This is a genomic window from Paenibacillus polymyxa (assembly GCF_001719045.1).
Taxonomy (GTDB): domain Bacteria; phylum Bacillota; class Bacilli; order Paenibacillales; family Paenibacillaceae; genus Paenibacillus; species Paenibacillus polymyxa_B.
The window spans coordinates 2,023,207-2,041,549 of sequence record NZ_CP015423.1; the positions used below are offsets into that span (position 1 = coordinate 2,023,207).

Annotated in this window: 1 protein-coding gene; it reads right to left on the bottom strand. The window is 56.5% G+C overall.

All coding sequences use genetic code 11. From position 1 onward, the window contains the following. Positions 1-779 precede the first annotated feature (779 nt). Positions 780-18,257, bottom strand: a complete 17,478-nt coding sequence (locus tag AOU00_RS09175) for a non-ribosomal peptide synthetase (RefSeq protein WP_069290475.1) — start codon at positions 18,255-18,257, stop codon at positions 780-782. Positions 18,258-18,343 lie beyond the last annotated feature (86 nt).

The window sequence follows — 18,343 nt, forward strand, 5'->3', positions numbered from 1 at the left end:
TTCAAAGCTGGCGATCATCGATGCGCAGCTTGAATATAATCAGGGATTTAATAACTCCTCAGTTTACCCCATACGTTTGTAGGTGATTGGAATTCATCTGCTTCAATTACTTTAAAACACCAATACAGGAAAGGATTCATGTAACTATACTACGCACTGATTGAGCCAAAGCTGTAGCCTCTGAATTTAATAAAAAAGCCCGGTGTACAAAGGTACCAACTTTAATGTAACTAAACAATAGTTTGTCAGGTGATAAAAAAGTCTGAAACCACCACAAATTACCATAAAAAGGAAGTTGGAAACTTGTACTATTACGATAATATAATTTTCATAACCATTTCCTCAATATACTGAATGTCGCATATAACGTGCTTAAATGATCAATTTTCTTTTTCAAAGAATTATCTCTAATAATCTGTCCATCTTTAGTCCATTGTCCATATATTTGAACTAACCACCCTGTAGTTCGTGAGAGTTCAAGAAGTGCTGTGCCATTATATCTCTAGCTAGTTTATTAATTCTCTTTTTTTGTTCGAATGATAGCTTGATTTTACTTCATTCTTTAAATAGTGAACTTATGGAATGGTTTGATTCTTAGTATACCAAAGGTAAACTACGATTTCTGTTGTGTTTTGTCGATTTTCCAATAAATTGAAATCGTTGCTCAGCGGAACTTGACGTCAGATTCCTGTGGTGGATTTTTCCCTTTCATTTGGAAAAAACACCCGGCAGGATGCGTACCGAGAGAAATACGGCATACACCCAAGCCGGGTAAGGGATTAGAAAATAATATCAATGGCCTCTAGCACATCTTGCTCCTGTTCGGATTGCCCGTTCAGGGAAATATCCTTCAACAGCACCGAAGGCTGTTCGCAAATTTGGGTGATGATCACGAGCAGGTCCTGAGCGAAATTGTCGATCAGATTGCGCGTAAACAACTTGGTGGCATATTCAAACTGCCCGTTCATTCCCTCATCCAGCAACGAAATGACCAAGGTAAGATCAAATTGGGAAACCGTATGAGTTTCCGGATAAGATTCGATCTTGATATCCCCGAAGCTTTGAACATTATCTTCCTTGGTTTCCAGAACAAACATGATATCGAATACAGGATTGCGGCTTTGATCTCGCGGCGCCTGCAGCTTTTTCACAAGCTCCTCGAACGGATAATCCTGGTGGTCGTAGGCCCCCAGCATCGTTTCTTTGACTTCGTTCAAGTAAGCGAGGAACATCTTCTCCCCGGACGGATAATGGCGAATCGCCAAAGTGTTGACAAACATTCCGATGAGCGGCTCCAGGTCGGCATGTGTGCGGCCCGAAACCGGTATGCCTACAATGAAGTCTTCTTGTCCTGAGTACTTGCTGAGCAGGATTGAATAGGCCGCCAATAACACCATATAAAGGGTGGCACCGTTCTCATCGGCGATGCGCTGCAAGCTATCGGTCATCTGCTTGTCGATGCTGAAAGGCAGCACATCTCCCTCAAAGCTGCGAGCGGCAGGTCTGACAAAGTCCGTAGGCAATTCAAGCGTTGGCAGTTCGCCTTCCAGCACGTCCAGCCAGTAGGCTTCCTGACGTTTCAGCCGCTCTTTTACAGGTTCGGACTGCTGCCAAGCGGCAAATTCCTTGTATTGAATCCGAAGCGGTTCCAGAGTCTCACCGTTATACAGGCGCAGCAACTCTTCGACGAAGATGCCCATCGACATGCCATCCGTGACGATATGATGAATGTCCAGCATGAGCAGATGCCGTTCCGCTTCCCATTCGACTAAGCCCACACGCAACAGCGGCGGCCGCTCCAAATCAAAGACGCGCACAAAGCCGTCTACGATGCTCTTCGTTTCACTTTCCGTCGCTTTCGTATACTCGACGGCAAACTTCAAGTCCGGATAAACTCGTTGTACCGGTTCGCCGTCGACCATTTCGAAGCCGGTTCGCAAAATTTCGTGACGAGCTATCAATCCTTTGAGCGCCGCCTCGAATTGATTCCGTTCCAAGCGCCCGACGAGAACCGTCATGCCGGACATGTTGTAGCTAAGCTCGGCGCCTTCCATCTGCTGCTGGATGTACAGCCGTTTTTGCACGGAGGAAAGCGGATAGTAATCCCTCTTATCCAGAACCGGAATGGAGAGGTGTTCCTGCCGCTCCAATTGGCTGATCGCTTCGGCCATCGCTTCGATGGTCGAGTGCCGGAACACATCGCGCAGCGGCAGGTCCACGCTCAGCTCCTTGTGCACCTTGCTGACCAGCGTCGTCGCCCGCAGGGAATGCCCGCCGAGGTCGAAGAAGTTGTCCGTCACGCCAATCGTGACCGGTCCGAGCACGTCCTGCCAGATGGCGACCAGTTTCGCCTCCAGTTCGGTGCACGGCGCCACGTATTCGCGGCCTGCGCTTGCTCCCCCTTCCGGCGCCGGCAGCACCTTCCGGTCGATTTTCCCGTTCGGCGTCAGAGGCAGGCGCTCCAGCTCGACGAAGTACGACGGGATCATGTAACCCGGCAGCTCGCTGGAGATCGCCCGTTTCAGGTCTGCCGCCGTCAGTTCGCCATCCGTTGTGTAGTACGCGCACAGCGCTTTCTGCCCGTTCGCGTCACTTCGAACCAGCACCACCGCTTCGCGCACGCCTTCCACCCGCAGCAGCTGCGACTCGATCTCGCCCGTCTCGATCCGGTAGCCCCGGATTTTCGCCTGGTTGTCGATCCGGCCGATGAAGTCCACGTTGCCGTCCTCCATCCACCGCGCCAAGTCTCCCGTGCGGTACAGTCGCTCGCCCGCGGCGAACGGGCTGTCTACGAACTTCTCTTCCGTCAGCTCCGGACGGTTCAAGTACCCGCGCGCCACTCCGACTCCGCCGATGACCAGCTCGCCCAGCACCCCGACCGGCACCGGGTTCAGATGCGCATCCACGATGTAGAATTTCGCATTCAGCCACGCTTTGCCGATCGGCACATTGCCTGTCTGCGGCAGCTTCGCCAGCTCCTCGTCGTAGAAGCTGGAGTCGATCGCCGCTTCCGTCACGCCGTATGCGTTGATGATCCGGAACAACGAGCCGAAGCGTTCCTGCAAGGTCCGGTAATCCGCCACGCTGCAGCTGTCCGAGCTCGTGATCAACAGCTCCATCCAGCTCATATCCAGCCGCTGCTCGTGCACGTACTCCAGGAACGGCACGATCAGCGCCGGCGTCGATTCGAAGATGGTGACCCGCTCCCGCTCCATCCAGTGGTGCAGACGAGACGGATCGATCCGGTCGTCCTTCGGCACAATCACCATCGTGCCTCCGTTGTACAGCGTCCGCGCGATATCTCCCACGAACACGTCAAACGAGAAGCTTGCGAGCTGCAGCAGCCGCACCGGGAACTGATCCAACCGGTATTCCCGCCGGTAGCCCGCCGCCGTATTCACCAGGCTGCGGTGCTCGATCATCACGCCCTTCGGCTTGCCCGTCGTTCCCGACGTGTAGATCACGTACGCCAGGTCCTCTGGACGGGCTTCATGGAAGCTGTCGGTGCCAACATTCTGATGGCTCTCATCGCCGTCGTCCACAGCATCCGTCAGCTTGCCGGAGACCATGCCGGAGCCAATCGGCGCATTCGTCCGCTCCTCGCTGTACGAAGTTTCGTCGTCGAGGTACAGCACCGCCGCCAGCGCCAGCTCCTCTTCGTCGAGCCAGGCTTCGGCACGCTCTCGCAGCGCCGTTTGCGTCAGCAGTACCTTCGCTCCGCTGTCTTCGAGCATGAACCGCACGCGCTCCGCCGGGTAATCCGGGTCGAGCGGCACATATGCCCCACCCGCTTTCCAGACGGCCAGAACGGCCACCAGCAAGTCCACCGAACGCTCGGCGAGAATGCCAACGATCGTCTCCCGGCCGATGCCGCTTGCACGCAGCGTGGCCGCCAAGCGGTTCGCCCGCTCGTTCAGCTCCGCATACGTCAGCCGGTCGTTCTCGTACACGACGGCCGCCTCTTCCGGCGTGCGCTCCGCCTGTTCCTCGAACAGCCGGTGGAACGCGGCCGCAGGAGCCGCTTCCGGCTGCGCCGGGTTAAACGCGCCGAGAATTTGCTCTTTTTCCGCCGGTGTCAAAATGCCCAGCTCGGCAATAGTCGCCGACGGGTTGCGGAGAATGGATTCAAGCAGCTGCAAGTAGTGAGCGGCCAATTTCTCCACCGTCTCGGTTTTATAAAGAGCAGTGGCGTATTCAAACAGATATTCCAAGCCTTCCTCGATCTCCGTGACGTCCAAGCTGAGATCGAATTTAGAAACAATTTCTTCGCTGGCATACGTCGACAAATGGAGTCCGGGAAGCTGGATTTCCAAATTCTCTGTATTCTGCAAAGCAAACATCGTATCGAACAGCGGATTGCGGCTTAAATCGCGAGCCACGTTCACCTTATCCACCAGTTCCTCAAACGGATAATTCTGATGTTCAAAAGCGCCCAGCGTCGTCTCCTTGATTTCCTTCAAGTAGTCAAGGAACGTCTTACCGGCAGCCGGATAACTGCGGATGGCCAGGGTATTAACGAACATCCCGATCAGCGGCTGAACGTCGCTGTGATTTCTTCCCGCAATCGGCGTACCGACCACCACGTCTTCTTGCCCTGTATATTTATGCAATAATATTGTATAACCAGCAAGCAGAACCATGTAAAGTGTTGCGCCGTTCTCGGCTGCAAGCCGTTTCAGACCCTCGCTTTGCTCGCTATGCATAAACAATTGCAGCGTGCGGCCCTCGTAGCTCTGCATAGCCGGGCGCGGATAGTCCGTCGGCAATTCCAAAACCGGCAGCTCTCCGCGGAACATGTCGAGCCAGTAGGCTTCCTGCTTGGCAAGCTGAGCTTTCTGCTCGTCCGATTGCTGCCATACCGCATAATCTTTGTACTGAATGCGGAGCGGCTCCAACTGCTCCCCGCTGTACAAGCGGACGAACTCTTCGATCAGTACGTCAATCGAAACGCCGTCAGATACGATATGATGCGTATCGAACATTAGAATGTGCCGGTCCGGCGCCAGTTCGGCAAGGCCTACCCGCAGAAGTGGCGGCTTCGCTAGATCAAACGGACGAACGAATTGGCGCACCGTTTCTTCCGCCTGCTCCCCGCTGATCTGCACATATTCCACCTGGAAGGCGGCTTCTTCGTAAATCCGCTGAACCGCTTCGCCTTTTACCATCTCAAAGCCGGTACGCAGCGTTTCATGACGAGCTACGAGCCCGCGGAACGCTTCTTCAAACCGCTGCCGATCGAGCTCCCCTTCGAGCAGCATAGCTCCCGGTATGTTGTAGCTCAGCTCGGCTCCTTCCAGCTGGTTCAAGATATAGAGACGTTTCTGAGCGGAAGAGAGCGGATAATACTCGCTAGGTTCCGCAGCCGGAATAGCCGTGAACGAGCCGATCTCCAGCCGCTCCATAGCCGCGGCCATTTCCTCAACCGTCGAGTAGCGGAATACGTCGCGAAGCGGGAATTCAACGCCTAGCTCCTTATGCATTTTGCTGACAAGTGTCGTCGCCCGCAGGGAGTGTCCGCCGAGGTCGAAGAAGTTGTCCGTTACGCCTACCGCCTTCTCCCGAACAAGCACATCCTGCCAAATGGCGGCCAGCTTCGCCTCCAGTTCGGTGCGCGGCGCCACGTATTCGCGGCCTGCGCTTGCTCCCCCTTCCGGTGCCGGCAGCGCCTTCCGGTCGATTTTCCCGTTCGGCGTCAGAGGCAGGCGCTCCAGCTCGACGAAGTACGACGGGATCATGTAACCCGGCAGCTCGCTGGAGATCGCCTGTTTCAGGTCCGCCGCCGTCAAGCCTTCTTCCGCTGTATAATAAGCGCACAAAGCTTTCTGACCTTCTTGATCTTCCCTGACGACGACGACCGCTTCCTTCACGCCACCTACACTCAGCAGCTTCGCTTCGACTTCGCCCGTCTCAATCCGGTACCCCCGGATTTTCGCCTGGTTGTCGATCCGGCCGATGAAGTCCACGTTGCCGTCCTCCATCCACCGCGCCAAGTCTCCCGTGCGGTACAGCCGCTCGCCCGCGGCGAACGGGCTGTCTACGAACTTCTCTTCCGTCAGCTCCGGACGGTTCAAGTACCCGCGCGCCACTCCGACTCCGCCGATGACCAGCTCGCCCAGCACCCCGACCGGCACCGGGTTCAGATGCGCGTCTACGATGTAGAATTTCGCATTCAGCCACGCTTTGCCGATCGGCACATTGCCTGTCTGCGGCAGCTTCTCCAGCGGCTCGTCGTAGAAGCTTGAGTCGATCGCCGCTTCCGTCACGCCGTAAGCGTTGATGATCCGGAACAACGAGCCGAAGCGTTCCTGCAAGGTCCGGTAATCCGCCACGCTGCAGCTGTCCGAGCTCGTGATCAACAGCTCCATCCAGCTCATATCCAGCCGCTGCTCGTGCACGTACTCCAGGAACGGCACGATCAGCGCTGGCGTCGATTCGAAGATGGTGACCCGCTCCCGCTCAATCCAGTAGTGCAGACGAGACGGATCGATCCGGTCGTCCTTCGGCACGATCACCATCGTGCCTCCGTTGTACAGCGTCCGCGCGATATCTCCCACGAACACGTCGAACGAGAAGCTGGCGAGCTGCAGCAGCCGCACCGGGAACTCATCCAACCGGTATTCCCGCCGGTAGCCCGCCGCCGTGTTCACCAGGCTGCGGTGCTCGATCATCACGCCCTTCGGCTTGCCCGTCGTTCCCGACGTATAGATCACGTACGCCAGATCCTCCGGACGGGCTTCATGGAAGCTGTCGGTGCCAACGTTCTGATGGCTCTCATCGCCGTCGTCCACAGCATCCGTCAGCTTGCCGGAGACAATGCCGGAGCCAATCGGCGCATTCGCCCGCTCCTCGCTGTACGACGCTTCGTCGTCCAGGTACAGCACCGCCGCCAGAGCCAGCTCCTCTTCGTCGAGCCAGGCTTCGGCACGCTCTCGCAGCGCCGTTTGCGTCAGCAGTACCTTCGCTCCGCTGTCTTCGAGCATGAACCGCACGCGCTCCGCCGGGTAATCCGGGTCGAGCGGCACATACGCCCCGCCCGCTTTCCAGACGGCCAGCACGGCCACCAGCAAGTCCACCGAACGCTCAGCGAGAATGCCGCCGATCGACTCCCGGCCGATGCCGCTTGCGCGCAGCGTAGCCGCCAAGCGGTTCGCCCGCTCGTTCAGCTCCGCATACGTCAGCCGGTCATTCTCGTACACGACAGCCGCCTCTTCCGGCGTGCGCTCCGCCTGTTCCTCGAACAGCCGGTGGAACGCGGCCGCAGGAGCCGCTTCCGGCTGCGCCGGGTTAAACGCGCCGAGAATTTGCTCTTTTTCCGCCGGTGTCAAAATGCCCAGCTCGGCAATAGTCGCCGACGGGTTGCGGAGAATGGATTCAAGCAGCTGCAAGTAGTGAGCGGCCAATTTCTCCACCGTTTCGGTTTTATAAAGAGCAGTGGCGTATTCAAACAGATATTCCAAGCCTTCCTCGATCTCCGTGACGTCCAAGCTGAGATCGAATTTAGAAACAATTTCTTCGCTGGCATACGTCGACAAATGGAGTCCGGGAAGCTGGATTTCCAAATTCTCTGTATTCTGCAAAGCAAACATCGTATCGAACAGCGGATTGCGGCTTAAATCGCGAGCCACGTTCACCTTATCCACCAGTTCCTCAAACGGATAATTCTGATGTTCAAAAGCGCCCAGCGTCGTCTCCTTGATTTCCTTCAAGTAGTCAAGGAACGTCTTACCGGCAGCCGGATAACTGCGGATGGCCAGGGTATTAACGAACATCCCGATCAGCGGCTGAACGTCGCTGTGATTTCTTCCCGCAATCGGCGTACCGACCACCACGTCTTCTTGCCCTGTATATTTATGCAATAATATTGTATAACCAGCAAGCAGAACCATGTAAAGTGTTGCGCCGTTCTCGGCTGCAAGCCGTTTCAGACCCTCGCTTTGCTCGCTATGCATAAACAATTGCAGCGTGCGGCCCTCGTAGCTCTGCATAGCCGGGCGCGGATAGTCCGTCGGCAATTCCAAAACCGGCAGCTCTCCGCGGAACATGTCGAGCCAGTAGGCTTCCTGCTTGGCAAGCTGAGCTTTCTGCTCGTCCGATTGCTGCCATACCGCATAATCTTTGTACTGAATGCGGAGCGGCTCCAACTGCTCCCCGCTGTACAAGCGGACGAACTCTTCGATCAGTACGTCAATCGAAACGCCGTCAGATACGATATGATGCGTATCGAACATTAGAATGTGCTGGTCCGGCGCCAGTTCGGCAAGGCCTACCCGCAGAAGTGGCGGCTTCGCTAGATCAAACGGACGAACGAATTGGCGCACCGTTTCTTCCGCCTGCTCCCCGCTGATCTGCACATATTCCACCTGGAAGGCGGCTTCTTCGTAAATCCGCTGAACCGCTTCGCCTTTTACCATCTCAAAGCCGGTACGCAGCGTTTCATGACGAGCTACGAGCCCGCGGAACGCTTTTTCAAACCGCTGCCGGTCGAGCTCCCCTTCGAGCAGCATAGCTCCCGGTATGTTGTAGCTCAGCTCGGCTCCTTCCAGCTGGTTCAAGATATAGAGACGTTTCTGAGCGGAAGAGAGCGGATAATACTCGCTAGGTTCCGCAGCCGGAATAGCCGTGAACGAGCCGATCTCCAGCCGCTCCATAACCGCGGCCATTTCCTCAACCGTCGAGTAGCGGAATACGTCGCGAAGCGGGAATTCAACGCCTAGCTCCTTATGCATTTTGCTGACAAGCGTCGTCGCCCGCAGGGAGTGTCCGCCGAGGTCGAAGAAGTTGTCCGTTACGCCTACTGTCTTCTCCCGAACAAGCACATCCTGCCAAATGGCGGCCAGCTTCGCCTCCAGTTCGGTGCGCGGCGCCACGTATTCGCGGCCTCCGCCTTCCGGTGCCGGCAACGCCTTCCGGTCGATCTTTCCGTTCGGCGTCAGAGGCAGGCGCTCCAGCTCCACGAAGTACGACGGGATCATGTACCCCGGCAGCTCGCTGGCAATCGCCCGCTTCAGGTCCGCCGCCGTCAAGCCTTCTTCCGCTGTATAATAAGCGCACAAAGCTTTCTGACCTTCTTGATCTTCCCTGACGACGACGACCGCTTCCTTCACGCCACCTACACTCAGCAGCTTCGCTTCAATTTCACCAAGCTCGATCCGATAGCCGCGAATTTTCACCTGGTTGTCGATCCGGCCGATGAAGTCCACGTTGCCGTCCGGCATCCAGCGCGCCAGGTCGCCCGTCCGGTACAGCCGCTCCCCAGCGGCGAACGGGCTGTCTACGAATTTCTCCGCCGTCAAATCCGGGCGGTTCAAGTAACCGCGGGCCACACCCGCTCCGCCGATAACCAGCTCGCCCAACACCCCGATCGGCACCGGCTTCAGATTCGCATCCACGATGTAGAACTTGGCGTTCAGCCACGCTTTCCCGATCGGCACGCTGCCCGTCTTCGGCAGCTTCTCCAGCGGCTCGTCATAGAAGCTGGAGTCAATCGCCGCTTCCGTTACGCCGTAGCTGTTAATAATACGGAACTCCGAGCCGAAGCGCTCCTGCAAGGTGCGGTAATCCGCTACGCTGCACGCATCCGAGCTTGTGATCAGCAGCTGCATCGAGCTGAGCTCCAGACCCTCGGCATGCACATGCTCCATGAACGGCACGATCAGCGCCGGAGTCGATTCGAATACCGTCACGGCGTAGTCGCGAATCCAGCCGTAGAGGCGGGTTGGATCAATCCGGTCGTCCTTCGGCACGATGACCATCGTGCCGCCGTTGTACAGCGTCCGCGCAATGTCGCCGACGAACACGTCGAACGAGAAGCTGGCGAGCTGCAGCAGCCGGATCGGGAACTGATCCAGGCGGTATTCCCGCCGGTAGCCCGCCGCCGTGTTCACCAGGCTGCGGTGCTCGATCATCACGCCCTTCGGCTTGCCCGTCGTACCGGAGGTGTAGATGACGTAAGCCAAATCGCGCGGCTTGTTCACATTCGCCGGATTCGATGCGAGATCCGCCGCTAGTACGTTCTTCTCGGCTTCTGCCGTGGCGGACGTTTCGGCAGAAGCCGTTTCCGCTTGCGCCAAAGCCTCCGCCTCTGCGCCTGCTTCGCCCACAGCCGCTCCGAGGCTGTACGTCGCGGCGTCGTCAAGCGCAAGCACCGTTTGCAGCACTAGAGCTCCGTCGCTGCGCCAAGCTTCCGCCTGCTCCAGAAGGCGGGTCTGTGTGAGCAGCACCGACGCCCCGCTGTCCGCGAGCATATACTCGATCCGCTCCGCCGGATAGTCCGGGTCGAGCGGCACATAAGCGCCGCCCGCTTTCCATACGGCGAGCACCCCGATCAACAGCTCCGCCGAACGGCCGGCCAGAATGCCGACCACCTGCTCCGGCTTCACCCCGCGCGCCCGCAGTGCATACGCCAGACGATTCGCTTTGGCGTTCAGCTCCGCATACGTCAGCTTGCTGTCTTCGTAGACAACCGCCAGCGCTCCCGGAGTGCGCTCCGCCTGCTCCTCGAACAGCTCGTGGAACGTTCTCTCTCTCCACGACTCATCCGCTTCCAAACCTGTACCCTCTGCGGCGGGTTGCTTCGCAAGAGCCGATGACGACACGTCAAACCCGACCAGCAAATCATGCTTTTCGCTGTCCGTCAAGATATCCAAATCCGAAATCCGCGCACCCGGCTGAGCCAGGATCGACGCCAAAAGCTGCTCGTAATGACCCGCCAGCCGTACCATCGTTTCCTGTCTAAACAACGAGGTAGCGTACTCGATCTTGCAAACCAGCTCGTTATCGGCTTCCACGATATCAAGGCTAAGATCAAACTTTGCCGTCTTTTCCTCGATGTCGAACAGCGACCATTGCAAGCCTTCCAGGGTTAAATCCAAGCTTTCGTGCTTTTGCAAAGAAAACATGGTGTCAAACAGAGGATTCCGGCTTAAATCCCGGCTCACCTGAAGAACTTCCACCAGCTCCTCGAACGGATAGTCCTGGTGCTCGTAGGCTCCAAGCGTCGTTTCCTTCACTTCCTGCAAGTAATCCAGGAACGTCCGCTCCGCCGCCGGACCCAAGCGAAGGGCCAGCGTATTGACGAACATGCCGATAATCGGCTGCAGGTCGGCGTGAGAACGGGCAGCAATCGGAGTGCCGACCACTATATCTTCCTGTCCCGCGTATTTATGAAGCAATACGGAGTACGCAGCCAGCAGAAGCATGTACAGCGTCGCCCCCGAATCGCCGGCAAGCCGTTTGAGAGCTTCGCTTTTCTCCGCATCCAGCGTAAACGTGAGCGTTTGACCGTCAAACTGCTGGACGGCCGGGCGGGAGAAGTCGAGAGGCAGCTCAAGAACCGGAAGCTCGGAGCTGAATACCCCGCGCCAGTATTCCTCCTGCCGTTTGATGCGCTGGCGCTGCTCCTCGGATTGCTGCCAAACGGCGTAATCCTTATATTGAATCCGCAGCTCCGGCAATTCTTCCCCATTGTAAAGCCGCACGAATTCGCGCAGCAGCACGTCCATGGAAAGGCCGTCGGAACCAATATGATGAATATCCAGCGCGAGCAGGAATTTCTCTTTCTCCAGTTCGATCAGCAGGGCGCGCAGCAAAGGCGGCTGGGTCAGGTCAAAAGGCTGAATGAAGCCTTCAAGAATGGCCGCAACCTGATCTTCGCTTGCTTGAAGCTTCTCGACCTTGAAAGCTACGAGCGGATGAATACGCTGAACCGGCTCCCCATTCACGATTTCAAAACCGGTGCGCAGCATATCATGCCGGGCCACCAAAGTTGTCAGCGCCTTTTCCACTTTGGCCTCGTTCAAAGCCCCTTCCAACTGCAAGGCACTTGGGAGGTTGTAATTCAGCTCCGAGCCATCCAGCTGGTGCAGGACGTACAGCCTTTTTTGCGCGGAGGAAACCGGATAGTACGCTTTCTCTTCCGCTTTCGGAATCGAGCTGTGCCGCGTTTCTTCCAAGCTGGCAATAGCCCCGGCCATCGACTCTATCGTCGTATAGCGGAACACATCGCGCAGCGGAAGTTCGACGTTCATTTCCTTCTGAATCTTGCTGACAAGGTTCGTCGCCCGCAAGGAGTGGCCTCCGAGCTCGAAGAAATTGTCCAGGACTCCAATGCCGGAGTAGCCCAGCACTTCCTCCCAGATCTTCACAAGCTGGGACTCCGTCCGGTTACGCGGCGCTACGTATTCGACGCCCGTTTGCAAGCCGCCTTGCGGCTCCGGCAGCGCTTTGCGGTCCACTTTTCCGTTGGACGTCAGCGGGATGCGCTCCAGCTGCACGAAGTACGACGGGATCATGTACCCCGGCATTTCCTGGGCCAGCGAGGTTCTCATTTCGCTGACCGTCAGCGTCCGGTCCGCCACAAAGTAGGCGACAAGCGCCTTCTCGCCCCCGCCGTCCTGACGGGCGAGCACCACCGCTTCTTCCACGCCCTCGACGTTCAGTAGCTGCGTCTCGATTTCGTCCAGCTCGATCCGGTACCCGCGGATTTTCACCTGATGATCGATCCGGCCCAGGTATTCGATGTTGCCGTCCGGCAGCCAAGCCGCCAAGTCGCCCGAGCGGTACAGTTTCTCCCCCTCCACAAACGGGGAATCGACGAACTTCTCCGCCGTCAGATCTGGACGGTTCAGGTATCCTCTCGCAAGGCCTTCCCCGGCCACGTACATTTCGCCCGCTACGCCGATCGGCACAGGGCGGCGGTTTTCATCAAGGACGTACACGCTCAGCGTCGGGATCGGCTTGCCGATATTGCTCTTCGCCGCCTCCATTTCGACCCACGTGATTTCCTTATACGTAACGTGAACCGTCGTCTCGGTAATGCCGTACATATTGATCAGCTTCGTCTCCGGGTACTTCGTCTTGAAGCCCTTGAGCAGCAGCGGACTCAGCGCTTCGCCCCCGAAGATGACGTTGCGAATCCGCAGATCGTACGGATGGTCCGCCAAGACCTTACGCAGCAGCTGGTAGAAGTACGTTGGCGTCTGGTTCAAAATCGTGACCTGTTCGCGGCCCAGCAGCGCCAGGAAATCGGCCGGATTTTTCGCCGTAAGCGGCGGTACGATGACCAGCTTGCCTCCGTACAGCAACGCTCCGTACATTTCCCAGACGGAGAAATCGAAGCAGAACGAGTGGAACAGCGTCCACGTGTCGGACGGCCCAAAGTCGAACAGGTTCTTGTCGTTGAACAGGAGGCGCACGACGTTCTTATGCTCGATCAGCGTTCCTTTCGGTCTGCCGGTCGTTCCCGACGTGTAGATGACATATGCCAGGTTGCCCGGCCCGGAAATCGGCTCCAGGTTCGAAGCGTCCAGCGCATCGGCGGAGTCCGCCCCTCTGTCGCCCCAAACGAAATCGTCCAATTCAAGGCGCGTTCCTGCAAAGTCGGTCTTCTCGTGCAGATGCTTTTGAATCAGCAGTAACGGCGCGCCCGAATCCTCGATCATGAAGCGGATGCGCTCCTCCGGGTAGTCGGGATCGACAGGCACGTATGCTCCGCCCGCTTTGAGAATCGCCAGAATGCCGACAATCATATCGAGCGAGCGTTCGGCCAGAATCGCTACCAGCTGGTCCGCTTCTACTCCCGTCTCCCGCAGCTTCCGCGCAAGGCGGTTGGATCGCTCGTTCAGCTCGCGGTAGGTCAGCTGCCGCTCGTTCATGACGGCGGCCACGTTGTCCGGGTAAAGCTCCGCCTGCTCTTCGAACAAGCCGTGAATCGTCTGCTGCTGCGGGTAGTCCGCCTCCAAATCGTTGAAACCGCGCACCAGCTTGCGGATTTCCTCCTCCGTGAGCATTTCCAGCGAGGCAATATCCCCGTCCGGCCCTGCTGCGATGGTTTCGAGCAGCTTGTCATAATGTCTGGCGAACCGCTCCGCGGTCTCCTGTTTATACAAAGCCGTAGCGTACTCCAACCGGCATTCGAGCTGACCGTCCAGCTCCGAAATATCCAGGAGCAGCTCGAACTTGGATGTTTGGTTTTCCAGTGGATAAAACGATTGCTCCAGCCCCTCGATGACAATTTGCTCGTTCTCCGTATTTTGTAGGGAGAAGAACGTGTCAAAGAGCGGATTCCGGCCGGTCGCGCGCGGAATGTGAAGACTTTCTACCAAGTCTTCGAACAAATAATTTTGGTGTTCGAAAGCCCCGAGCGTGATGTCCTTGATTTCTTCCAGGTACGAAAGGTACGGCTTGGAACGCTCCGGACGGCTGCGAATGGCCAGCGTGTTGATAAACATCCCTACGATCGGCCGCACTTCTTCCTGCGTTCTTCCGGCAATCGGCGTGCCTACGATCAGATCTTCCTGACCCGAATATTTATGCATAAGGATGGTGTAAGCCGACAGCAGCACCATGTACAGGGTCGTCCCTGTCCGTGCCGCCAGCTCTTTCAGCTTCTCCGTCCGATCTTTCTCGATATAAAACTTCACGGTTCGGCCGTCAAAGCTTTGCACCGCAGGCCGCGGGAAGTCCGTCGGCAGCTCCAAGACCGGCAGCTCGCCCGACAGCTGTTCCAGCCAATACTCCTTCTGCGGCTGGAGCATCTGCCCGTAAGCTTCGGAATGCTGCCAAACGGCATAATCTTTGTATTGAATGCGCAGCGGGGCCAGCTCCTCGCCCCGATACAGGCGGCTGAACTCGTCGAAGAGCAGCGCTGTCGAAATGCCGTCCGAGACGATATGGTGCATATCGAACAGCAGAATGTGGCGATCCTCGGCGACTTCGATCAGGCCGATGCGGAGAAGTGGCGGCTTGGTCAGATCAAACGGGTGATAGTAAGCTTCCACCACTTGCTCCACTTCCCGCTCGCTCGCTTGGAAATAATCTACAGCAAACTCCACCTCGTCATAGATGCGCTGGACAAGCTCGCCTTGAACCTGCTCGATCCCGGTACGCAGCGTCTCATGGCGCTGAATCAGCGCCCGGAACGCGTGCTCGACGCGCGTGCGGTCCAGCTTGCCTTCGAGAAGAAGCGCCGCCGACATATTGTAGCTGCGCTCGGCCCCGTCAAGCTGGCGCAGGACGTACAGACGCTTTTGCTCGGATGAAACCGGATAGTACTCGGCCTCAGCCGCCTTTGTAATCTCATACGTCTCCTGCTGCCTTAAACCGCCGATTCTTTGGGCTAGCTGTTCGATCGTGGTGTAGCGGAAAACTTCCCGCAGCGAAACCTCGACTTGCAGTTCTTTCCTAATCTTGGAAACAAGCGTAGAGGCCCGCAAGGAATGACCACCCAAGTCAAAGAAATCGTCTTGGACTCCAACTCGCGCAATACCCAGCACCTGCTGCCAAATGAGAGCAAGTCTTGTTTCCAGCGTTGTGCGAGGAGCCACATACTCACGGCCTGCTTCTACCTCTCCGGTCGGTTCAGGCAGCGCTTTACGGTCAATTTTGCCGTTCGGCGTGAGCGGAAGCTTATCAAGAGACACCAGCCGGGCCGGAACCATATGGGCCGGCAGCTCTTGCTTCAATTGGGACAGCAGATCGCTCAGCTGCAAGGAAGCATCCGCCGCGACGTAGCCGCACAAATACTTTTGCCCCTGCTCATCCGTACGGTCGGTCACCACAACCTGCTTGACGCCCCGGAAACGCAGCAGGGCCGTTTCAATTTCGCCGAGTTCGATCCGGAACCCGCGAATTTTCACTTGATAGTCGATCCGGCCGATGAAGTCGACGTTGCCGTCTTCCAGCCAGCGGGCCAAATCGCCTGTCCGGTACAGACGTTCGCCCGGCACAAACGGGCTGTCCGCAAACTTCTCGGCGGTTAGGTCCGGACGGTTCCAGTACCCGCGCGCCACCCCGGCGCCGCCGATGACAAGCTCGCCCGGAACCCCTACAGGAACCGGCTTTAACGCGGCATCGACAATGTAAAACCGGGCGTTCAGCCAAGCTTTGCCGATCGGCACATGCCCCGACGGCGGCAGCTTATCCAGCGGCTCACCGTAAAAGCTGCTGTCAATGGCCGCTTCGGTAACGCCATAGCTGTTGATGATGCGGAATTGTCCGCCGAATCTTTCCTGCAGCAATCGGTAATCGGTGACACTGCAAGCATCCGAGCTGGTAATCAGCAACTGCATGGAGCTAACGTTCAGCCCTTCTTCATAAATATACTGCATGAACGGCAGGATGAGCGCAGGCGTCGATTCGAATACCGTAATGTTTTGGTCCCGAATCCAGCCGTATAAGAGGTTCGGATCAATCCGGTCATCCTTCGGCACAATCACCATCGTGCCTCCGTTATACAGCGTTCGCGCGATGTCTCCGACGAACACGTCAAACGAGAAGCTGGCCAGCTGGAGCAGCCGCACCGGAAACTGATCCAACCGGTACTCGCGACGGTACGCATCTGCCGTATTCACGAGACTACCGTGCTCGATCATGACGCCTTTCGGGCGTCCCGTCGTACCTGAGGTGTAAATCACATAAGCCAAGTCTTGCGGGGCGCTGTCGGCAGATTCAAATTCCACGGTTAAGGCATCCCCGTTATAAATCTGTTCATCGTCCATGGCATAGACAGCTTGAAGCTTCAGCCGGTCATCGGCCAACCAACCTCTGGCCCGCTCCAACAGATGACGCTGCGTAAGCAGCACCGATGCATCGCTATCGCTGAGCATGTACTCAATCCGCTCCGCCGGATAATCGGGGTCCAGCGGTACATAGGCTCCGCCGGCTTTCCAAACGGCGAGCACCCCGACCAGCAGTTCCACTGAACGCTCCGCCCAGATTCCCGTAATCGTCTCCCTTCCCACGCCCTGTTCGCGAAGGAGAGAAGCCAGCCGCTCGGCGCGTTCGTTCAATTCGCCGTAGGTCAGCTGTTTGTCCATGTAGACGACTGCCGGATGATCCGGATTTTCCCGGGCAAACTTTTCAACATACCGATGAAATGTTTCTCCCTCGCTCAGCCCTGCCACCGGCGGGTTAAAAACGTTGAGAATGCGGTGTCTCTCCTCATCGCTCAGCAGAGAAATCTCGCGTACCGGCAGTTCGGGAGTCTGAAGAAACTGGTCCAGAACGGTTACATACTGTTCCATAATCCGATCAATCTCGGCCGTCTCGAACAGGCCGGTACGATAGGAAGCATGGAGAATTACATGGCCTTCATTCAGCATATGGTCGAAGCGCAGCAGCAAATCGTCCATCTCGTGCCTAGCGAAGTGAGACTCCAGGCGTACCTTGATTTCTTCGTACTCCACGATTTTCAAAGGCAGATATTCCAGAGACGTGCGGAACAGCCCCGAAAGATCGTTGCGGCCGTGTTGTTCGCGTAAATCCTGGATCAATTGGTTATAAGGGTATTTCTGATACCGCAGATCCGCCGTATTTTCCTTGGAAACCGTTTGGATCAAGGAAAGCACGTGCCCGTCTGGATTCAGACGAATCCGCGTAGCCACGGTGCTGACGAACATGCCGATCGTTTCTTTTTCCTTCTTGCTGGTGCGATTGGCGAAAACCGTGCCGACCGGAACATCGGTGCTGTCGGTCAGCTTGTACAATAAGGCGTACATGGCGGACAGAAATAACGTATATAAGCTGACCTGATATTGTTCGCTGAAGGCCAGAATGCGTTCATACCGGGAACCGTCCAAAGTGATGGCCAGTTTATTGGATTCGCTGCCGATCGAGAATGGCGGATACGATTTAATGCCGGTCGTTTCAGGCAAAGTGTTGTACTTCGTCAGCCAGTATTCCTTGCCTTTTTGATAACGCTGCGATTGCTCATATTCACACTCCGCGGAAATATAATCCAGATAGGAAGGGGCCTGGTAACTGCTGGAGATGCCTTTGCGCAGTTCCAGGTATTTTTCCATCACCGCATGCAGCAAAGCATTGACGGACAAGCCGTCGGCGATAATATGGTTTACCGTCAAATTGAGCCATACTTGGCCGTTCGCAAAATGGATAATCGTAAATTGGTAGAGGTGTTCGTCGAACACGCTGGCCGGTTTTTCGCTTACTTCTTTCACCCAAGCATAGAATTGTTCGGTTGTGCCTATTTCGAGGCGGCTTATCCTAGCTTGGACATTCTCCGGCTCTTCGAACCACTGCGTTGGATTTTGCAAATCCCCGCTAATTCGGATTCGGAAAACGTCATAGGTTTTGACGATCTCTGCCGCCGCTTGCTCCAGAAGCTGTGTGTTGATCTCGCCCGTAATCTGGTAGGTCGCGGAAAGCATCGTGATGGACGTTCCCGGATTCATAATTTCCATGAACCATATTCGGCGCTGGGCTTGCGTTAATCCATATTGCTCGTTGGTATTCTCTCTCACATCGACACACTCCCGGTTTAGAGATTCTTTATAGATAGGCTTTGTACCTAGATGTCACTTAGTCACTCTTAGAAGAACCGCGCGGC